We start from the raw sequence: 20822 nt of genomic DNA, 5'->3' as shown, positions 1-20822 counted from the left end.
CGGCGGCTTAATGGCTGTCAGACGATCAGGGCGGCTTCGTCGAAGGAGAAGCGCGGGCTGCGCGGGAACAGCTTCGACGGGTCGCCATAGCCCAGATTGATCAGGAAGTTCGCCTTCACGGTTGTGCCGGCGAAGAAGGCCTCGTCGACTTTGGCGGCGTCGAAGCCCGACATTGGACCCGTGTCCAGACCGAGCGCGCGCGCGGCGAGAATCAGATAGCCGCCTTGCAGCGTCGAATTGCGAAAGGCCGTATCCGCAATCGCCTTGTCGTTGCCGGCGAACCAGCTGCGCGCGTCGGCATGCGGAAACAGTTTCGGCAGATGTTCGTAAAACGCCATATCCATCCCGACGATCACCGTGACCGGCGCCGCCATCGTCTTCTCGAGATTGCCCGCCGACAAAGCTGGGCGCAGCTTTTCTTTGCCTTCGGGCGTTTTCACGTAGACGAAGCGGCCGGGGCTCGAATTGGCCGAGGTCGGACCAAGCAGCACGAGCTCGGTGAGTTGCTTGAGCACGGCATCGTCGACTGCTTTAGCCTGCCAGCCGTTATGCGTGCGCGCTTCGCGAAAGAGCTGATCGAGAGCCTGATCGGGAAGAATCATGGTGGTAGCCTCTTGAAGTAGCGGAGTTAGAAATCCGGATGACAGCGCAAGCCACAGGCGTGAGCGTTGTCGTCATTGCCGCCATAATAGCCAAGGTTCTAATTCGCGCATGTATCGCACGCGCAATCGCATTCAGGCAATTTCATGGTGGACCTTTTCGATGACCTTCCAGCGCCCGACGTGGACTGGTATCCCGAGTGGCTCGCGCCCGAGGCCGCGGCACACGCTTTAACTCAACTCATCGGCGAAGTGGAGTGGCGTCAGGACATGATGGGCACGCCAGCCGGGCGCGTGCCGCTGCCGCGGCTGACGGCCTGGCAGGGTGAGCAGGATGCAGTCTACGTTTACTCCGGCATTCGCAACGTGCCACAACCGTGGACCCCGACTGTCACCGAACTTCGGATCGCCGCGGAAGCAGCTTGCCACGCGCGCTTTAACAGCGTGTTGATCAACCGCTACCGCAGCGGCACTGACAGCATGGGATGGCACGCGGATCGCGAGCCTGAGCTCGGCGCCCAGCCGGTGATTGCGTCGATCAGCTTAGGCGTCGCGCGCACTTTCGACTTGCGGCACAACAAGACAGGCGCCGTGCAGTCGTTTTCGTTGAAAGGCGGCAGTTTGCTAGTCATGAAGGGCAACACGCAGGCCGACTGGCGGCATCGCGTGCCGAAGGAGCCGCGCGTGGCCGGCGAGCGGATCAATCTGACGTTTCGCTGGGTGACGCCGCGCGGGGCAATTCGCTAGCTTGCGGGCTAGCCGTAAGCCGCGCGGCTTCTGGTCCGAAAGCCCAGAAACCCACCCAAAAGGGCGGCCCCCACTCGCTGCCAGGCCCGAAGCCGCATCGAGCACTTAAGCGCATATAAAGCATCGCCAACGCCACGTTCAGTCATCGCCGATGTTCGAGCAAACCCAGCAGCATTGCCCACGTCCACGGCTACTGCCGATACCGCCCGCTATACCAGAATTGGTATCGCCGACGCGAATCATATGATTGGACGGTTAACGCCCCAGACACTACGCTACATCACGATCCACGCACCGTGAGGGCCGCAAACATCGGGCGGGTTCGATGGATCGCCGACACAACAACGATCAGGAGACAGTCATGGCGAATACACGACGCGCCGCATGTCGTGCGTTGGGCGCGCTCGCGCTTTGCTCGAGCATCGGCGCACTGGCGCTCACAGCGCCGGGCGCATACGCGCAGGACAAACAGATCACCCTCGGCTTCGCCCAGGTCGGCGCCGAAAGCGCATGGCGAACCGCCAATACCGAATCGGTGAAGTCCGCGGCGGCGGATGCGAAGATCAAGCTCAAATTCTCCGACGCCCAGCAAAAGCAGGAAAACCAGATCAAGGCGATCCGCTCCTACATTGCGCAGAAAGTCGACGTGATCGCGTTCTCGCCGGTCGTCGAATCCGGCTGGGAGCCGGTGCTGCGCGAAGCTAAAGCCGCAAAAATTCCTGTGATCTTGACGGACCGCAACATCGACGTAAAAGACACGTCGTTGTACGTGACGATGATCGGCTCGGACTTCATGGAAGAGGGCCGGCGCGGCGGTCATTGGCTGGCCGATCACTATAAGAATGATCCGGGCCCGATCAACATCGCGGAACTGCAGGGAACGGTCGGCTCGGCGCCGGCCAACGACCGGCATTCAGGCCTGATCGAAGTGATCAAGAGCGATCCCAAATTCAAGATCATTGCGTCGCAAAGCGGCGACTTCACACTTGCCGGCGGCAAGCAGGTGATGGAAGCATTTATAAAAACTTATGGAAATAAAATAAATGTAGTTTATGCGCATAACGACGATATGGCGCTCGGTGCCATCCAGGCGATGGAAGAGGCCGGCATGCATCCGGGCAAGGACATCACCGTCGTCTCGTTCGATGCAACCAAGGGCGGCTTCCAGGCGATGGCCGCGGGCAAGATGAATGTCGATGTGGAGTGCAGTCCGCTGCTGGGGCCGCAACTGATGTCGGCGGTCAAGGACGTGGTGGCCGGCAAGCCGCTGCCCAAGCGCATCCTGACGGAAGAGACTGTCTTCCCGATGAGCGTCGCGGCGCAGACTTTGCCGACGCGCAAGTACTGAGGCGGAGTGTGATGGCTAATTGATTAGCCATCCATACGATAGACGCAGAGCATAAGCGAAGTACGGACAGATCGTACGGGTTTCTCCAGTGGTGCCTGACCGCCTGACTGCTTCGGCAGCGGGCGGTCTCTTTTCCGCAGAATCAGGTCGCGCCGAACCGAGCCAGCCTGAGCCCATCCGACCAATGCACCGCCGATCGAGCGAGGTCTATGACGCATCCCGCATCGGAACCCAATCCGCCGGCCATGAAGGCCGTCACAGGCGACGCTCGCGACGGCGCCGCCTCGAATGCACTCGAACCCATTCTGGCCACTACCGGTGTCAGCAAGACGTTCCCGGGCGTGAAAGCGCTGCAACAGGTCGACTTTCGCCTGTTTCCCGGCGAGATTCACACGCTGATGGGGCAGAACGGCGCCGGCAAATCCACCCTGATCAACGTACTGACCGGTGTAGTCGCGCCTGACGCCGGCACGATCCGCCTCGGTGGCGAGATCGTCGCGTTTGCGTCGCCGCAGGAGGCGGAAGCGGCCGGCGTGCGCACGCTGTATCAGGAAGTGAACCTGTGCCCGAACCTGTCGGTGGCGGAGAACATCTTTGCGGGCCGGCAGCCGAAGCGTTTTGGCGCGATCGACTGGCCCGACATCAAGCGGCGCGCGCAGGCAGCGCTTGCCCGTCTCGACGTGACGCTCGACGTCACCCGGTCGCTCGACGCCTATCCGATCGCCGTGCAGCAGATGGTGGCGATCGCGAGGGCGCTGTCAGTCGACGCCCGTGTGCTGATCCTCGACGAGCCGACCTCGAGTCTCGACGACGGCGAAGTCGCACAGCTTTTCAAAATACTTCGGCATCTTAAACAATCGGGAATCGCCATTCTGTTTGTTACGCATTTTATCGAGCAGACCTATGCCATCTCCGATCGCATCACGGTAATGCGCAACGGCGAGCGTGAAGGCGAATATTTCGCACGTGATTTGCCGGCCGATCAACTGGTCGCGAAGATGGTCGGCCATGAGCGCATGAGCGCGCGCTTGCGCGAGGCGGCACATGACGGCCACGCTGTTCAGGAAGGGCCAGAGAGCAAGGACGCGGTTCAGCCGTTCGTCGAGTTGCGCGGCGTCGGAAGGCGCGGCACGTTGCAGCCGATCGACCTCGACGTGCAGCCGGGCCAGATCCTGGGCCTGGCCGGCCTGCTAGGCTCGGGCCGCACGGAGACCGCCCGGCTGTTGTTCGGAGCAGATCGCGCCGACAGCGGCACGATCCTGATCGAAGGCCGGCCTGTGCGGCTGCGTTCGCCCCGGGATGCGGTGCGCCACGGCATCGGCTATTGCGCGGAGGACCGCAAGAAAGAGGGCATCGTCGCCGAATTGTCGATCCGCGAGAACATTCTGCTGGCGCTGCAGGCGCGACGCGGCTGGCTGCGCAAGATCAAGCGGCATCGCGCGCAGGAAATCGCGGACATGTGGATCGAACGCCTCGGCATCAAGGCAGCGGACGCCGAACAGCCGATCGGGCTGCTCTCCGGCGGCAACCAGCAGAAAGCGCTGCTCGCGCGCTGGCTCGCCACGAATCCCAAACTCCTGATTCTCGACGAGCCCACTCGCGGCATTGACGTCGCCGCCAAGTTCGACATCATGGACCGCTTGCTAGCGCTGTGCGCGAACGGTCTGAGCATCCTGTTCATTTCGTCGGAGATCAGCGAGGTGCTGCGTGTGAGTCATCGCGTGGCGGTGCTGCGCGACCGTCGCAAGATCGCTGAAGTGGCCGGCAAGGCTTCGAATGAAGACAACATTTATCGACTCATCGCGGGGAGCGGCGAATGAAGCTATCGAACTGGTTCGTGCGCGATGGGGCTGAGCGCCCGTTGATCTGGCCGTGCGTCACGCTGGTGCTCCTGTGCGCCCTGAACCTCCTGGTGAATCCAAATTTTCTTTCGTTGAGGATGCTCGACGGCCATCTGTTCGGCGCGCCGATCGACGTGTTGAATCGCGCTGCGCCACTGGTGCTGGTTGCGACCGGCATGACGCTCGTGATTGCCACGCGCGGCATTGATATTTCGGTTGGCGCGGTGGTCGCGATCGCCGGCGCCGCAGCGGCCACGATACTCGCGACGCAAGCCGCGCCGAGCGCCGGGTTGATCGCACAGGCCCTGGTCGCGGCGCTGATCGTCGGTGTGTTGAGCGGCATGTGGAACGGGTTGCTGGTGTCATTCGTCGGCATGCAGCCGATCATCGCAACCTTGATCCTGATGGTCGCCGGCCGTGGCATTGCGCAATTGCTGACGGCAGGGCAGATCATTCCGATCGGCGCAGCGGGCTATCTGTTCGTCGGCGGTGGGTATTGGCTTGGCGTGCCGTGTTCGGTGTGGATCGCAAGCGTTGCGGTGCTGGCCACCGCGGGGCTCGTTGAAGGCACCGCGCTCGGGCTCTTCATTCGCGCGATCGGCGTCAATCCGGTGGCGACGCGTCTCGTCGGCCTGCGCTCGAAAGCGCTGGTATTCGCGGTGTACGGCTTCTCGGGGTTGACCGCGGCGATGGCGGGCATCCTCATCAGCTCGAACGTGCGCAGCGCCGATGGCAACAACGCGGGCCTGCTGCTCGAACTCGATGCGATTCTGGCGGTGACGCTCGGCGGCACATCGCTGCTCGGCGGCCGCTTCAGTCTTGCCGGCACCGTGCTGGGTGCGTTGATCATCCAGACGCTGACCTATACGACTTATTCGATCGGCGTGCCGCCGGAAGCGACGCTCGTCGTCAAGGCGGCCGTGGTGCTGGCGGTGAGCGTGATCCAGTCGCCCTCGGCGCGCTCGCTCGCCATGTCGCTCTTCAGGCAGCGCGGGGTGGCGCGATGAGACGACTCCTCGAGGCCTGGGCTCATATCGTCGATCCGCGCACCTTACCGATCGCCGTCACTGTCCTGCTGTTTTGCGCGCTGTTCGGTTTCGGCTCGGTGATGTACACCGGCTTTTTCTCGTGGCAAGTGCTGCTCGATCTGCTGGTCGATAACGCCTTCCTGCTGATTGTCGCAATCGGTATGACGTTTGTGATCGTGTCCGGCGGGATCGATCTGTCAGTCGGCTCGGTGGTGGCGCTGACCACCATCGTCGAAGCGGTGTTGTCCGAACACATGCATCTGTCGGTCTGGGTGATCGTGCCGATCGTGTTGCTGATGGGCACGGTGTTCGGCGCGGTACAGGGTGCGCTGATTCACTTTTTCCGTTTGCAGGCGTTCATCGTTACGCTGGCCGGCATGTTTTTCGCGCGTGGCTTGTGCTTTCTGATCACGACGCAGTCGATCACCATCAACGATCCGACGTTCCAGAAGATTTCCGCGTTTCGGCTCAACATCGGCGTCGGTTCGGTGACGGCCAATGTGTTGATCGCCCTCGTCACGCTTGCCGCGGCGATCTATGTCGCGCATTTCACGCGTTTTGGCCGCAACGTGTATGCGATTGGTGGCAATCCGCGCTCGGCGTTGCTGATGGGCTTGCCGGTCGCGCACACGCGGATCGGTGTGTATGCGCTGAGTGGGTTCTGTTCGGCGCTCGGCGGCGCGGTGTTCACGTTCTACGTGCTATCGGGTTATGGCCTGCAAGGGCAGGGTATGGAGCTCGACGCGATCGCGGCGACGGTGATCGGCGGAACCTTGCTGACGGGTGGTGTCGGCTATGTGATCGGTTCGCTGTTCGGCGTCGGCATTCTGGGGACGATCCAGGCGCTGATTACCTTCGACGGCACGCTTAGTTCATGGTGGACCCGCATCGTAATCGGTGCGTTGCTGTGCGCGTTCTGTCTGCTGCAACGGCTGATTGAGCGGCATGCGAAATCGGTGGGGCGTCCGGGTGGCACCGGTGCTGTTGTGACGCCAGGCCGTGAGCACGGTCGCGGCGATGCACCAGCGACGTCCGATTCCCACGTGATCGGACGCGCCCCAGAGCAGGCGTTATAGCGCGGCTTAGGTGCTGAGTTCACGCCCGCGGGTTTCCGGCAACGTCAGCGCGGCGAGGATCACGATACCGTAAGCCGCGGCGGCGAATACGCCGATCGCGTGACCAAGCGTCATGGTCTGCGAGACGTAGCCGATCAGGAACGGAAACGTCGCGCCGACCGCCCGCCCGATGTTGTAGCAGAAGCCCTGGCCGGAGCCTCGAATGCGCGTCGGGAACAGCTCGGTGAGGAACGCGCCCATCCCCGAGAAAATGCCGGACGCGCAAAAGCCAAGCGGGAAGCCGAGAACGAGCATCGTGAGGTTATCGAGCGGCAGTTGCGTGTAGATCAATGCGATCGCACACGAGGCCAGCGCGAACGTGATGAACGCGCGCTTGCGGCCGATCTTGTCGCTGACGTAAGCGCCCGTCAGATAGCCGCAGTACGAGCCGACGATCACCACGCCAAGATAGCTGCCGGTGCCGATCACGCTCAGATGCCGCTCGGTCTTCAGATACGTCGGCAGCCAGGTAGTCACCGCGTAGTAGCCGCCTTGCACGCCGGTCGCGAGAATGGACGCACGCAGCGTCGTCCAGACGATATCGCGGCGGAAGATGTCGAGCAGCGAGGGACGCGTTTGTGCCGCGGCTTGCGCTTCTTTCTGCTGCCGATGCACCTCCGGCTCTTCAACGAAGCGGCGAATCCAGATCACGAATGGTGCCGGCGCAATACCGATCGCGAACAGCACGCGCCACGCGTAATCGGCCGGTATCCATGAAAACACGGCCATGAACAGCAGCGTCGACACGCCCCAGCCGATCGCCCAGCCTGCCTGTACGAGACCCACCGCCTTGCCGCGGTCACGCGGACGGATCACTTCGCCGATCAGCACCGCGCCCGCCGTCCATTCGCCGCCGAAGCCGAGCCCCATCAGTCCACGCGCCCACAGCAACTGCGAGAAGTTCTGTGCCAGCGCGCAAGCCAGTGTAAAAACCGCGAACCAGAGAATCGTGATCTGTAAGGTCTTCACCCGGCCGATGCGATCCGACAGCACACCGGCCGCCCAGCCGCCGAGCGCGGAACTCAGCAGCGTGACCGTCCCGATGAGACCCGCATCGCCGCGCGTAATACCCCATGTCGCGATCAGCGTCGGAATCACGAAGCTCAGGAATTGCGTATCCATTGCGTCGAGCACGTAGCCGATCTTGCAGCTCCAGAACGCACGCTTCTCGCTAACGGAAATCTGCTGATACCACGCAAACGGGTTTTTACCTGTGCCGGGCGCGCTGTAGCGCTCGGCGTCTGCGGTCAACTGCGCTTCGGTTTTCATAGCTGGGCTCCGGTCGTAGTCAGTGGCCGCGTCTTGGTGCGCGGCTTGGGGTGGGACAACTCAAATAACGCCGCGGCTAGAGCATCGCCAGCGTGGTGTTGGGAATGTCGGTGACGAGCATGTGTCCCGGCTTGTGCGCGATTGCAAACGGCAAACGCGCGCTTTCTATCGCGGCTTGCGGTGTGACGCCACAGGCCCAGAACACCGGTAACTCGTCGCTACGCACCTCGACTGCGTCGCCGAAATCGGGCCGCGTAATGTCGCGAATGCCGATCAGCGCGGGATCGCCGATGTGAACCGGCGCGCCATGTACCGCGGGAAAACGGCTGGTGATCTGGATGGCGCGGATTGCGTCGGCGGCTTTCATCGGTCGCATTGAGACCACGCGATTGCCGCCGAACACCCCTGCAGCCACGTTGCGTTCCCGCGTGCGATACATCGGTACATTGACCTGCTGTTCGATATGACGCAGCGGAATACCTTCACGCCGCAACATTTCTTCGAACGAAAACGAGCAGCCGATCGCGAACACCACCAGATCGTCGCGCCACAGTTCGTCGAGGCTGCACACCTCTTCGGCACGTTCGCCGTGGCGGTACACATAAAACGCGGGGACGTCGTTGCGTATGTCGAGATCGGCGCCGAGCGATGGGACACGCCATTCGCCGGGTTCGCCGATGCCGAGCAACGGGCAAGCTTTTGGATTGAGCGTGCAGAAGCGCAGGAAGTCGTCGGCGTATTGCCGGGGCAGGATCGCGAGATTGGCTTGCGCATAGTCGCCGCAGTAGCCTGCGGTCGGCCCGGAAAGACGGCGGCTGCGAATCTGCTGACGAAACTCGGATGGCGTGTAGGACATGAACGGCTTGACTCCAGCTAGGTCCGGGTGACCGATGGGAGCCAGATTAGTAACGCCAAAAATATCCTTCCAGCGAGTTATTCTTGTGTTTCGTTAAATTAAACTTAACAGCGTCGTCGGCGATTTTGCGGCGATGATCGAGTCTTTCGGGTCGCTGTTGGGAGAGCTAATGCAATGAATACCCGCTTTGTCGAAACGTTTCTGACGCTCGCTCGTCTAGGCAGTTTTCGCGCGACCGCCGCTGCCATGCACGCCACGCCCGCCGCGATTTCGCTACGCATCAAAACGCTCGAAGCCGAGTTAGGCGTCGAGTTGATCGAGCGCGACGCCACCGAGTTCCAGCTCACGGCGCATGGCGAGCGGCTGCTCGCGCATGCGCGCTCGGTGGTGCAGGCCACGCGCTCGCTGCAACTGGCCGCACAGGACGAAACCCAGGTGACGAAGCGGCTTCGGCTCGGCGTCATCGAAACGGTGGTGCATAGCTGGCTGCCGGACTACATCCGGATGCTGAACGTCGAGTACAAGCGCATCGTCGTCGACCTGACCGTCGACTCGAGCGCCGTGCTTGGGCCTCGTTTGCGTGCGGGCGAATTGGATCTCGTCATTCAGGTGGAGGAAACCGGCGAGCAGGAAGCGTCGATCGTTTCAAGTTTGCTGGCGAGCTATCCGGTGCGCTGGATCGCGCGCAACGATCTGATTCCGGCGAGTCGCGCGAAACACGTGCAGACGGTACTGCAGAAACCCGTGCTGACGTTCGGCCGTGGCACCGCGCCGCAAGTCGCCGTGCAGGCGATCGTGGAGATGCTCGCGAAGCGCGCCGGTGTGCCGCTTGCGGATACTCAGGTGACCTGTATGCCGTCGGTGGCGGTGATCGTGAAGCTGTTGCGCGATGGCTATGGCATTGCGGCAGTGCCGGCGCTGTTCGTCGAGCCTTTTCTGAGCAGCGGCGAACTGGGGCAATTGCAGGTGCGTCCGCTGCCGCCGCCGATCGACGTTGCGATGATCTACCGCGACGACGCCGACGTTGGCGTGCTAGCGGCATCACGCGTTGCACGCAACGCGTGTGATCAGTATGCGAAGGCGATGGGGCGGCAGTTGATTGAGTGGCGGTGAGGCGGGGCTCGAGTCGGCCGAATGGCCGCGTCTTAAAGTCCATCCATGCTGAGTCGCCTACGCGCCGTGGCGACCAGCTTGTCGAACGAAAAGGCACTTGCGGCAAGCGCGGTGGTATCCGGAAAGTTATCGCGCGCAATGTCCGTCAACACCTGGCCCGGCGGCGCTTCGATCAGCACGCGGGCGCCCATTTCCTGCATCACGGTGAGCGCATCGAACCAGCGTACGGTGTGACGCATATTGGTCGCGAGATCGTCGCGAATGGCCTCTGCTGTGTACAGCGGGCGGCCGCCGCGATTGCCGACATAGGTAGTCTGTGGCGTGTGGAAAGGGATGTCTTTTGCGTAAGCAACGAGTTCGTCCGTGGCATGTGCGAGCAGTTCGCAATGTGACGGCACGCTTACCGCAAGACGGACGGCTTTGCGTGCGCCTGCCGCCAAAGCGCGTTCAATGAAGGTGTCCAGCGCGCTATTCGCACCCGCCATGACGATCTGACGTGGCGCATTGACATTGCCAACGTAGACACGTTGATTGCCCGCATCCGCGTGTTGCGTGGCGAGTGTCTCCAGTTGGTGCTCGGTCAAACCCGACACGGCCGCGAGACCGTAGCCGGATGGGTACGCCGTCTCCATCAACTCGGCGCGTTTGCGAACCATCTTTAACGCGTCGCCAAAGTGAATCGCGCCGCAACTGACCGCCGCCGCGTACGCGCCCACCGACAAACCCGCGCTGATCTCCGGCAAGAGCTGTTCCTCTGCCAGTGCCCGCGTGATCGCCACGCCCGCGACGGTCAAACCGATCTGAACGGCTACGGTTGAGCGCAGGGCGTCTGGCGTGTCGAGGGTGAGTACGTCGATGTCGAGCACCTGAGACGCTTCTTCGAGTGTGCCGGTCACGGTGTGATGCTGCGGCAGACGGTGCAGAAATCCGTCCGACTGCGCGCCCTGGCCGGGAAACAGAAGGGCCAGCATCAGGGATTGCCGTGAGCGGGCGCCCACGGATCGCTAACCAGCTGCGGCCCGCGAGCATGGCGCGCCATTACACGTGCCTTGTCCGCTGCCCACTCGGGCAGCGCAACGCCGCCTGCGGGCGTTTCCAGTTGCACATCCACACGAATGCCGGCGCGTTGCGCAGTCGCTTGAAGATAGTCCAGCAACTGAATAGCGGCGTGACGCGGAAGTTTATCCGGCGCGCGAATCAGCAGATCGAGATCGCTCGAGAACGTGACCGTGGGAGTCTGCGTTGCCAGCTCAAAACCTGCGCTGCCGGTTGGGCCCCAATCGAATCCGACCAATGCACCGGCCGTGTCGCGTCGTAGTGCAGCAAGGGTCGCGAAAGTCGGCAACGCATTGCGCGACGCAAGCGGGCTGCGTCGCGCCAACGCTTCCGGCGGCACGGCGATTTCAATATCGTCCCGGTGCACCCACGTGCCGTAACGCTGCGATCGCTCCGTACCGCGCAAGCCGATCGCCACGAAGCCGTCAGCGGCCAGTGCGCGTCGCACAACCGCATACGGCGCGCGCTCGAAAGCCCGACGAACCCATGCCGGCTCGCCGTCAAACTGTGGCAAGCGGTGCAAGCGCAGCAGATCATGCGGCTGCCAGCGCGCGTCGAACGACAGCGCGTGATCGGCTGCAAACGGCGGCGCTGCGCAGACCTGCATTACACGGCATCCCATTGTTCGGCGAGACGCCGCCGCACTTCGATCGACGCCGCGCGATTCTTTTGAGCCGCAGCCGATTCCAGGCGATGCGACAGATCGCGGCCGCCAGCGCGCGCGCTGCGGATCTGTTCGGTCAACACCTGACGCACGCGCTCGATTTGCGCGGCATCGGGCGCGTCGGCGTCGATGCCTTCGATCAACTGATCGAGCAGGCCAAGCTTGGCGAACGACGCCATCGAGTAGGACATCGGCACAATGGTTTCGCCGAGCGCGTCGAGTGCTTCGACGGTGCGCCGCGTAACGCGTGCGGCCGCTTCCTTGCCCATTGCATGAACCATCGTGCCCGGCGCGTCGAGTGCGACGATCCGGTTGGCCTGATAGCCGTGCGCGAGGAACGCGCCCGACATAGCCGGCCCAACGATCAGCGCGATCACGGGATGCCCGGCATCGCGCGCCGATGCATACGCATCGACCGCGGCGGCGCAGGCGAGGTGAACGCCGAGCATCTCTTCGCGGTAACCGTACGCCTGGCTTTTCACATCGACGATCGCGACGATCGGGCGGCGCGTACCGCTCACTTTGTCCTGCGCGATGACCTCGCGTACAGCGCGTGCGAGCAGCCAGCCTTGTTCGAGACCGACGACGTTATCGGTCGCACGCGGAAAGCGATTGTCGGGGTCGGGGACGACCGCAATGAAGTGCGCGGTCTCGCCGCCGAGCGACGCGTCGCCGCTCCATACAGGCGCTTTACCGGACGTTTCACCGGCAAGTGCATGGAACCAGCGCGCGCCGCGGCTGAGGGTGGCATCGCTCATGCCTGCTCCTTGCGCGCGTTGTTCTGCGCATGTGGGTTGTACACGTCACGCATCGTTTCCGGCGTCACGCTGGCCGGGTCGATTCGCGCGAGACGGTTGAGAAAGACGTCGACCTGTTCGCTGCGATGTGCAGCCGGCAGCCCTTGAATGAATGCTGAGCGCACGGCGGCGCGCACCGCGTCGGCATCGTCGTCGACCAGTTGATCGGCGAGCGCGGTCGCATCCCGTTGTTCGCCGCCAATCAACTGCCACACGCGGCGCCGATCGCTCGCGTCGAGTTCTTCGATACCGGCTTCCTGTTCGATCACTTCGGGGCCGTTCATGCCGAGCCGTCCCTGCTTCGTCACGACGAGATACGAGCACAAGGCCGCCGCGAGCGACATACCACCAAAGCAGCCGACCATCCCCGCGATTACGCCGACCACCGGCACATGCCGGCGCAACGCGACGATCGCGGCCTGAATCTCGGCAATCACAGCGAGGCCGAGGTTAGCTTCCTGCAACCGCACGCCACCGGTTTCGAACAGCACGACAGGGCGGACGATCTTGCCGCGTTCGCAGTCGCGCAAGGCCATGTCGAGCGCGGCGGCGATCTTACTGCCCGACACTTCGCCGATGCTGCCGCCCTGGAACGCGGACTCGATGGCAGCGACCACGGCCGGCTCGCCGTCGATGGTACCGCGTGCGATCACACAGCCGTCATCCGCCTGGCAGACGACACCTTGCAGCGGCAGCCACGGCGATTCGATCTTGTCGAATGGTCCAAGCAGTTCGCGGAACGTGCCGGCGTCGAGCAGCGAGCGGGCGCGTTCGCGAGCGGACAGTTCGATAAAGCTTTCGCGCAGCATAGGCGCGGGGTGTGCGGTGGCGACAGTGCTCATGCGGCGTCTCCCTGTTCCGCCGCTTCAATGGCCTCCGCGAGCCGCAGCGCGACGACGCCCGGTGTCGCACCGAAGTCGTTGATTTCGATTTGCGCTGCGCCGTCGTAGCGCGTGAAGAAGCGGTCGAGCACGCTCTTCCAGATGTGGCTGTAGCCGTCGACGCTGGTCCGCACGACCACATGCGCGCTCAGGGCAGCGCTTTTTTCTGACGGCGACAGCAACACTTCCAGATCGCCCGAACCGACCACGCCAACATGCGCGCGAGTCGTGACGGCGCGTTGCGCCGGATAGTCGAAGGTCAGATGTTCCATGAGGCTGAGCTCCCGCCGGCGTCGCGATGCGCCAGCATATCGAGAAAGAGGGTGGCGGCGAGCAGATCGGCTGCACCGCCAGGGGATGCATTGAGGGACAGCAAAGCGTGTTCGAGTGCGGCGAGGGCGGTGTGCCCATCCGGCGTCGAGCTGCCGCCGGCTTGCAGCACGCGGCGCGCGCCGTGTTGCGCGGCGTGCAAACCGGGCAAGCCCGCGCGATGCAGCAGGCAGGTGTCATCGAGCGACGCCATGATCGAGAGCAGGGCGTCGATGCGCGCGGCGTTTTCGTCGACGCCCTGGGCCCGCGCTGCGAGTAAAGCGGGCAAGCCGATTTCGATGACATGCGGGAAACCGTCTTGTGCCTCGCGACGCGCTCCGCCGACCTGATAGCGCTGCCGCGCGCGCTCGCCATGACTATCGGCGGGCGCGGCGAAACGATCGGGGAAGCAGGCAGTCTGCGCGGCGAGTGTGCAGACATCTGACGCTTTCAGACGCGTGGCGCTGCCTGACATCGAAGCACCCGCCACCAGCAGGCCGACGATCCAGATTGCACCGCGATGTGCGTTACTGCCGCCGGTGGCGTGCAGCATGTCCTGCTCGCCCGCGCGGCCGACTTGCGCGAGTTCCGCACGCAATAGCGCGGACGGTTCAGCGCGGCGGCGCGCTGTGCGTGCGAGCGCCGCAAAGGTCGGTTCAAGCGCGTGTGCCGAGCGCAGCATGGTGGCGAGATCGAGGTCGCGATGCGCACCGCTGCCGCGCCGGTCGACCAGCGCGGGTTTCGGCGTGAGTTGCGCTTCCTCGATCAGCGCGGTGACCGCGAAGCGCGCGAGCTGCGCATCGGAGGGTGCTGCCCGTACCCTAAGCGCCGGCCTTTCTACCGTCCCTGTACTTCTCTCAGTCAGCACGGCAGCACGGGACGCGAGTTCCGCCTTCGCCTCCGGCATGGCGTCGGCCTCGCACTCGAGCAAAACAGCGGGCGCCATCGTTACCAGCTCCTGAAGCGGGCCGGCGGCTCGTACAGGCCACCCGACCACGTCACCAGATCGTCGATGCTGCGTGCGGCCAGCAACGAACGCTTCGCTTCACCGCGTCGAATGCCGAGATCTTCCGGATACGCGACGATGCCACGCCGGCGCAATTCGGCGGTTTTCTCCGGCTTCGCGCGCAGCCCGATCGGCGTGACACCGGCTACTGCGGCCAACGCTGCACGCCGCTCATCGATCCCTTCGGCTTTGTGCAGATGCGCGATGCCTTCCTCGGTAACGACGTGGCTCACGTCGTCGCCATAGATCATCACAGGCGCGATCGGCATGCCGCTCTTCGCGCCGACCGCGACCGCATCGAGTTCATCGACGAAAGTCGGCTCGCCGCCTTTCTTGTAGGTTTCGGCCATCTGCACGACCAGCTTCTGTCCACGCGACACCGGACCCTGATCCTTCAGCAGCTTGAGCCATGCTTCGCTCGAATGACGCCGGCCGCGCGGATCGTGGCCCATATTCGGTGCGCCGCCGAAACCGGCGAGACGCCCACGCGTGACCGTCGACGAATTGGCGTCCGCGTCGATCTGCAAGGTCGAGCCGATAAACAGATCGACGCCGTACTGACCCGCCAGTTGGCACAGCACACGGTTCGAACGCAGGCTGCCGTCGTTGCCGGTGAAAAACACGTCGGGGCGCGCTTCGATGTACGCCTCCATGCCGACCTCACTGCCGAAACAATGGATGCTGTCGACCCAGCCCGATTCGATCGCGGGGATCATGGTGGGGTGCGGATTGAGCGTCCAGTTGCGGCAGATCTTGCCTTTCAGACCGAGCGATTCGCCGTAGGTGGGCAGGAGCAATTCGATCGCTGCCGTATCGAAGCCGATGCCGTGATTCAGCGATGTCACGCCGTACGGCTCGTAGATGCCGCGAATCACCATCATCGCGGTGAGCACCTGCAGGTCACCGATATGGCGCGGATCGCGTGTGAAGAGCGGCTCGACGGCGAAGGGCCTGTCTGCCTCTACGACCACGTCGACCCACGAACCCGGAATATCGACGCGCGGCAGCTCATCGACGATCTCGTTGACCTGCACGATCACGATGCCGTGCCGGAACGCGGCGGCTTCGGCGATGGTCGGCGTGTCCTCGGTGTTCGGGCCGGTGTACAGGTTGCCGTGACGGTCGGCCTTTTCCGCGCACAGCAGCGCGACGTGCGGCGTGAGATCGACGAACATCCGCGCGTACAACTCGACGTACGTGTAGATCGAGCCGATCTCCAGTTGCCCGTCTTCGAGCAGTTGCGCGACGCGCAAACTCTGCGGCCCCGCAAACGAGAAATCGACCTTGTGCGCGATGCCGCGCTCGAACAGCGTCAGATGTTCAGGACGGCCGATGCTCGATATCAGCAGATGCACGTCGTGGATTTTTTGCGGATCCACCTTGGCGAGCGCGCGCGACAGGAAGTCGGCCTGTTTCTGGTTGTCGCCTTCGAGGGCGACGCGGTCGCCCGGCTGAATCAGTGTTTCGAGGGCGTCGACGATACGGTTGGTCGGCAGGACGCCGTCTTCCAGCCACGGTGCGATGGCCGCGAGGCGACGGTTCTTTTCGTCGCGGCGCGTGGTCCAGGAGCGTGCGGTAGTGGAAGCTTCGGTGGCTTCGGCGGATCGGTTCATCGGCGGATTCAGCTCCCGGTGGTGGTGCGCGTGCGTCTGGCGCGCGGCTTGGGTTGATTCGCAAGCGCGGCTTCCGCCTGCGCGCGGTCGGTCAGGAAACGATGGAGCAGGTCGCCGGTGCCGAGCAGATGCGCGACAACCAGCGACTGTGCAGCGGGAATATCACGACGTTCTACGGCCTCGAGCAAGGCGGTGTGTTCGTTGTCCGACTCGCCTTTGTACGATGGCAAGCCGAACTTCAGGCGCAGATACCGTTCACCGCGCCGATGCAGCGTGCCGATCATGTCCTCAAGTTGCGGACGGGCAGCGGGCGCATACAGGCTCATATGAAACGCCTCATTGCGCCCGACGTACAACGACGGGTCCGACTCGCGTTCGGCGGCACGGCAGAGGGCGGCGGATTCGCGCAGCGTGGCGGCGGTGTGCTTCGGAATCGCGAGGCCGATGGCGAGGCTCTCCAGCGCGGAGCGAATCTCATAGATTTCGCGCGCTTCATCCGCCGACAACGGCGCGACGGTCGCGCCTTTATGCACGGCGGCTCTCGCCCAGCCTTCGCTTTCGAGCTGGCGCAAGGCCTCGCGCACGGGAATTGCGCTGACTGAGAAATGCCGCGCGATCGCGTCCTGCCGCAGCGGTGCGCCAGGCGCCAGCGTGCCGTCGACAATCGCCGCGCGCAGGGCCTCCGCGATCACACGGGACGTGCTCTCACGGGGTGCCGCCGCGGGTAAAAGCGGGCTGCGCGCCGGGGCATCCAGGGGAAAACCATCTATTGCGTCGCTCATGATATTGAATATTATATATGAAATTGCGCACTTAACAGGCGGGCAAACCCGGAAAATTTTTCACTGCCCGGCGGCCTGCGATGTCCTCTCACCGTTATACGAGGCACATCGATCCGCTAGCAAGCGCGCCATATCGTTGTTCCCTTTATGTAAGCCACGTATGACAACCGCAGGGCCGGAGGAGCATGATGAATTCACTAACCGACCGCACGCCGGTCGTTCGGCGCCGCACGCCGCTCAATCGTTCGCAGATCGCAGGATTTTGGGGAGCATGGGCCGGCTGGACGCTCGACGGGATGGACTCGTTCATCTACGCGCTCGTTTTGACGCCGGCGTTGACTGAATTGTTGCCGCGCTCCGGGTATGCCGCGACGCCGGCGAATGTGGGCCTCGCCGGTTCGATTCTGTTCGCGCTGTTTCTGGTGGGCTGGGGGCTGTCGTTCATCTGGGGACCGCTGGCGGATCGCTTCGGCCGCACCAAGGTACTGGCGGGCACCATTTTCACGTTCGCCATTTTCACGGGACTTGCCGCCACCTCGCACAACGTGTGGGAGCTCGCCATCTATCGCTTCATTGCCGGGGTCGGCATTGGCGGCGAGTGGGCGCTGGCGGGGACTTATGTGGCCGAGTCATGGCCGGAAGATCGCCGCAAGATGGGCGCCGGGTATCTGCAAACGGGCTATTACGCGGGGTTCTTTCTGGCGGCCGCGCTCAACTACACGATCGGCGTGCACTACGGCTGGCGCGCAATGTTCCTGACCGGCGCGGTGCCGGTGGTGGTCGCGATTCTGGTGCTGCTGCGCGTGAAGGAATCGGAGAAGTGGGAAAAGGCGGACGCGAGTGCCGCGCGCGCCAAACCGCTGCGCGAAATTCTCGGGCCGACGTATCGGCGCCGCACGTGGGTTGCGTGCATTCTGCTGACGATCGCGATTATCGGTTTGTGGGCCGGCGCGGTTTACGAACCGTCGGCTGTGATCCAGTTGGCGACGAAAGCCGGTATGGCGAAGAACGATGCGATCCGGACGGCGTCGCTGGCAACCGGCTTGCTGTCGATTTCGACGATTCTCGGCTGTCTCGCGTTGCCGCCGCTGGCTGAGCGGATCGGCCGCAAGAAGACGCTGGCGATTTACTTTCTCGGCATGGCCGTGGCGATTGCCGGCAGTTTCGGCTGGGCGTTTTATCTGCCGAATGGGCTCGCGCCATTTATTGCGTGGCTCTGCGTGCTGGGTTTCTTCGGTGGCAATTTCGCGCTGTTCAGCTTGTGGCTGCCGGAGCAGTTCGAGACCCGCGTACGGGCCACGGCGTTTGCGTTCTGCACGTCGTTCGGACGGTTTGTTGGGGCCGGTGTGAACTTTCTGCTGGGTGCGGCGGTGCTGCATATGCATACGCTGGGCGTGCCGGTGGCGCTCACGGCGCTGGCGTTTATCGTCGGCTTGTTCGTGATTCCTTTTGCGCCGGAGACGAAGGGGGAGGTTTTGCCGCAGTGAGCTGTTTTCACTACGACGACTGAAACGAAAAACCGGGCGCAATGCCCGGTTTTTCGTTTAACGCATCAACGCGTGCAGCACACGCCACGCATTACACCCCTCACATATGCCACCTTGCCGATACCGTCAGCGTACGCGGCGCTCCCGGCCTGTTGTACATATCCGCGTTGCCGTGCGCCGCGATGAAGTACTTGCGGTCGAACAGATTATCCAGCGTCAATGCCACGTCCACGTTCTTGCCGTGATACCCCGCGCCGAGATCGAACGTCACGAAAGAAGGCAACGTGACCGCGTCGCTCGCAGAGGTATAGCGTGCCGACTGGAACTGCGCACCGCCGGCCGCGTAGAACCCGTACTTCAGATCGCGCTTGATCCACACGCTTGCGCTATGACGCGGCATCAGACCCGGCGTGTTGTTGTGCAGTACCAGTCCGGCTGAACTCGCTTGCGGCGAACCGTCGACGTTTCCGTTCAGGTACGCATACCCCGCATACACGGACCACTTGGGCGCGATTTCACCCGTTGTGGATAGTTCCAGCCCGCGCACGTGCTGCGTGCCGATCGGCAGCGCGTAAGTCGGGTTGGACGGATCGGCGATCTGCTGATTGGTCTGCTTCATATCGAACAGTGCGACACTCGCGCTCGCGCGGCCCAGGTCGAACTTCGAGCCGATTTCGAAGCTGGTGGTCTTTTGCGGCGCCAGCGCCGAACCGTTGGCAAACGCGCCGCTGCTGATCAGCGTATCGGCGAGCGGCGAGAACGACTGGCTATACGACGCGTACAGTGACACCCAGTCGAGCGGTTCATAAATCAGACCGATACGCGGACTCCACGCGCGATCGGTGCGGTCCAGATTCACGTGCGCCGAGGTGTAGTCGTTGCGGGTCTGCGTCAGATAGTCGAAGCGCAGGCCGGCAAGAATCTTCCAGTGCTCGGTCAGCGAGATCAGGTCCTGCGCGTAAACGCCGGCAAGTCCCAGCACGGTCGATGCATTCGTCTTCGCCGCCGTGCCCGGCTTCACACCCGGCAAATCGATGAGTTGCGGATCGTACAGGTTGTACGTTGCGACCTTGTTGGTCGAGTAGATGGTGTCGAATTTCTGCTGTTGCGACAGCTCGACGCCGTACAGCAGTTCGTGCTTCATGCCGAACAGCGTCGTTTTCTGCGTGAGTTCGAACAGGCCGTCCACGCCGTGATCCTGGCGGAAGCGGGTGCTTTGATCGAGCGTGACGACCGGATTCGTCGCCGTCTTGATCGGCTCATACGTCACGTAGTTTTTGCGTTCGAGCGAGAAGTCATACGCGCGCACCGCAGTGTGCAGCGATAGCGAATCGTTGAAGCGGTGATCGAGCGACACAGTCGCGCTCTTCGCATCGACATCGTTATAAGACGTGTTCGCGGCGTCGGCCGACCCGTAGTACGTGTTGATCGGCACGTTGACCGGCCGCCCGAGATAGGCGGGCAGGCCTTGGTCCGAGGTACGGCGGTCGTGCAGATAATCGGCTTCGATATTGAGGATGGTGTCCTTATCGATGCGGAATTGCGCGGACGGCGCCACGGCCTGGCGATTTAACTGGAACTGGTCGCGAAAGCTGTTCGAGTTTTCGGCAGCGCCGGTGATGCGAAAACGCGCGGCGTCGTTCGCATTCCAGCCGAGATCGAATTCGCCGCGCCGTTCGCCTTCGGTGCCGAGCGTCACGCCCACAGCTTGCTGTGGATTCGCCGTCGGCTTCTTCAGTACGCGGTTGATCAGGCCGCCGGCCGAGCCGCGTCCATAAAGCACGGCCGCCGGCCCCTTCAGCACGTCGACGCGTTCGACGTTTGACAGATCGCGATAGTAGAGCGCGTCGTCACGAATGCCGTCGACGTATTGATCGGTGATGTTGTTGAAACCGCGCAGGGTGATCTGGTCGCGCTGACCATCGCCGACCGAAAAGCCGATGCCCGGCACATTGCGCAACGCGTCCTGCAACGAGGTCGCGTTCTGTTCGTCGAGCAGCGCGCGCGGCACGACGTTGACCGTCTGCGGCACGTCCATCAGCGACATGTTCATCTTCGTCGCGGTGTTCGAGGTGCTCGAATCGTACGAGCGGTCGGCCGCGGCCTTGACGGCGATGGCGGGCAGCGTGCTGTCGGCCGAGCCGGCAGCGGCTGTAGCTTCCTGCGCCAGCAAAGGTTTGGCGCTGGCAAGAGAGGTGGCGAGCAGCAGCGCTCGGTAAGCATTCTTTTTGACGTTCATGGCGACGTTCTTCGAGTATGGATCGGTGGTGTTTTTGGTTTTGGAGTACAGCGGAAGCGGTGCTACAAAAAC

The 20822-nt window shown here is 63.1% G+C and carries 19 protein-coding genes; 7 read left to right on the top strand and 12 right to left on the bottom strand.

Annotated elements, in window-relative coordinates; genetic code table 11:
• Positions 1–17: 17 nt before the first annotated feature.
• Positions 18–602, bottom strand: a complete 585-nt coding sequence (locus KHO30_RS33985) for a malonic semialdehyde reductase (RefSeq protein WP_200653395.1) — start codon at positions 600–602, stop codon at positions 18–20.
• Positions 603–746: 144 nt separating this feature from the next.
• Here KHO30_RS33985 and KHO30_RS33980 point away from each other — a divergent pair, with 144 nt between their 5' ends.
• The 5 genes from KHO30_RS33980 to yjfF all read left to right on the top strand — a co-directional run bounded on the left by KHO30_RS33980 (position 747) and on the right by yjfF (position 6639).
• On the top strand, positions 747–1346 hold the full coding sequence (locus KHO30_RS33980) for an alpha-ketoglutarate-dependent dioxygenase AlkB family protein (protein WP_200653396.1): 600 nt from the start codon (positions 747–749) through the stop codon (positions 1344–1346).
• Between the two features lie 361 nt (positions 1347–1707).
• On the top strand, positions 1708–2694 hold the full coding sequence (locus tag KHO30_RS33975) for an ABC transporter substrate-binding protein (protein WP_154565790.1): 987 nt from the start codon (positions 1708–1710) through the stop codon (positions 2692–2694).
• A 209-nt stretch (positions 2695–2903) separates the two neighbouring features.
• Positions 2904–4514, top strand: a complete 1611-nt coding sequence (locus KHO30_RS33970) for a sugar ABC transporter ATP-binding protein (protein WP_200653397.1) — start codon at positions 2904–2906, stop codon at positions 4512–4514.
• The gene (locus KHO30_RS33965) at positions 4511–5542 is read left to right on the top strand and encodes an ABC transporter permease (RefSeq protein WP_093647504.1); all 1032 of its coding nucleotides are present in this window, start codon (positions 4511–4513) and stop codon (positions 5540–5542) included. Before KHO30_RS33970 ends, KHO30_RS33965 begins: the two co-directional genes overlap by 4 nt.
• Positions 5539–6639: a galactofuranose ABC transporter, permease protein YjfF gene (gene yjfF, locus KHO30_RS33960; protein WP_200620824.1), complete on the top strand. Its 1101-nt coding sequence runs from the start codon at positions 5539–5541 to the stop codon at positions 6637–6639. The genes KHO30_RS33965 and yjfF overlap by 4 nt, the downstream gene beginning before the upstream one ends.
• A 6-nt stretch (positions 6640–6645) precedes the next feature.
• On the opposite strand, the gene KHO30_RS33955 is transcribed toward yjfF, so the two are convergent.
• The gene (locus KHO30_RS33955) at positions 6646–7947 is read right to left on the bottom strand and encodes an MFS transporter (RefSeq protein WP_200653398.1); all 1302 of its coding nucleotides are present in this window, start codon (positions 7945–7947) and stop codon (positions 6646–6648) included.
• A gap of 76 nt (positions 7948–8023) precedes the next feature.
• Positions 8024–8803 (bottom strand): putative hydro-lyase, encoded by a 780-nt coding sequence (locus KHO30_RS33950; RefSeq protein ID WP_200653399.1) that lies wholly within the window; start codon positions 8801–8803, stop codon positions 8024–8026.
• A 174-nt stretch (positions 8804–8977) separates the two neighbouring features.
• On the opposite strand from KHO30_RS33950, the gene KHO30_RS33945 reads away from it, so the two are divergent.
• Positions 8978–9916 carry a LysR family transcriptional regulator gene (locus KHO30_RS33945; RefSeq protein WP_200653400.1) on the top strand — a complete coding sequence of 313 codons (939 nt, stop codon included), beginning with the start codon at positions 8978–8980 and terminating at the stop codon, positions 9914–9916.
• A gap of 32 nt (positions 9917–9948) precedes the next feature.
• On the opposite strand, the gene mdcH is transcribed toward KHO30_RS33945, so the two are convergent.
• Genes mdcH through KHO30_RS33905 form a run of 8 tightly spaced genes read right to left on the bottom strand, consistent with a single transcriptional unit; the run spans position 9949 to position 17024 of the window.
• Positions 9949–10887 (bottom strand): malonate decarboxylase subunit epsilon, encoded by a 939-nt coding sequence (gene mdcH, locus KHO30_RS33940; protein ID WP_200653401.1) that lies wholly within the window; start codon positions 10885–10887, stop codon positions 9949–9951.
• A complete protein-coding gene (locus tag KHO30_RS33935; RefSeq protein WP_200653402.1) occupies positions 10887–11579 on the bottom strand; it encodes a malonate decarboxylase holo-ACP synthase in 693 nt (230 codons plus the stop codon). The genes mdcH and KHO30_RS33935 overlap by 1 nt, the downstream gene beginning before the upstream one ends.
• Positions 11579–12394 (bottom strand): biotin-independent malonate decarboxylase subunit gamma, encoded by an 816-nt coding sequence (mdcE, locus tag KHO30_RS33930; protein ID WP_200620818.1) that lies wholly within the window; start codon positions 12392–12394, stop codon positions 11579–11581. The genes KHO30_RS33935 and mdcE overlap by 1 nt, the downstream gene beginning before the upstream one ends.
• Positions 12391–13275, bottom strand: coding sequence for a biotin-independent malonate decarboxylase subunit beta (locus KHO30_RS33925; protein WP_200653403.1), 885 nt, complete (start codon positions 13273–13275; stop codon positions 12391–12393). Before KHO30_RS33925 ends, mdcE begins: the two co-directional genes overlap by 4 nt.
• On the bottom strand, positions 13272–13586 hold the full coding sequence (locus KHO30_RS33920; protein ID WP_093647522.1) for a malonate decarboxylase subunit delta: 315 nt from the start codon (positions 13584–13586) through the stop codon (positions 13272–13274). Before KHO30_RS33920 ends, KHO30_RS33925 begins: the two co-directional genes overlap by 4 nt.
• Positions 13574–14569: a triphosphoribosyl-dephospho-CoA synthase gene (locus tag KHO30_RS33915; RefSeq protein WP_211703521.1), complete on the bottom strand. Its 996-nt coding sequence runs from the start codon at positions 14567–14569 to the stop codon at positions 13574–13576. Before KHO30_RS33915 ends, KHO30_RS33920 begins: the two co-directional genes overlap by 13 nt.
• 2 nt (positions 14570–14571) lie before the next feature.
• Positions 14572–16242, bottom strand: a complete 1671-nt coding sequence (gene mdcA / locus KHO30_RS33910; RefSeq protein WP_093647527.1) for a malonate decarboxylase subunit alpha — start codon at positions 16240–16242, stop codon at positions 14572–14574.
• A gap of 8 nt (positions 16243–16250) precedes the next feature.
• A complete protein-coding gene (locus KHO30_RS33905; protein WP_211703520.1) occupies positions 16251–17024 on the bottom strand; it encodes a GntR family transcriptional regulator in 774 nt (257 codons plus the stop codon).
• Positions 17025–17212: 188 nt separating this feature from the next.
• On the opposite strand from KHO30_RS33905, the gene KHO30_RS33900 reads away from it, so the two are divergent.
• A complete protein-coding gene (locus KHO30_RS33900) occupies positions 17213–18511 on the top strand; it encodes an MFS transporter (RefSeq protein ID WP_200653416.1) in 1299 nt (432 codons plus the stop codon).
• 100 nt (positions 18512–18611) lie between these two features.
• Here KHO30_RS33900 and KHO30_RS33895 read toward each other — a convergent pair whose 3' ends face one another.
• Positions 18612–20750, bottom strand: coding sequence for a TonB-dependent receptor (locus KHO30_RS33895; protein ID WP_211703519.1), 2139 nt, complete (start codon positions 20748–20750; stop codon positions 18612–18614).
• Between the last annotated feature and the right edge of the window lie 72 nt (positions 20751–20822).

Origin of the sequence: Paraburkholderia aspalathi, from assembly GCF_905220735.1 — a bacterium.
In the GTDB taxonomy this organism is placed as follows: domain Bacteria; phylum Pseudomonadota; class Gammaproteobacteria; order Burkholderiales; family Burkholderiaceae; genus Paraburkholderia; species Paraburkholderia aspalathi.
The sequence above is the reverse complement of the archived record's forward strand: the minus strand, read 5'-3'. Positions and strand labels throughout refer to the sequence as shown.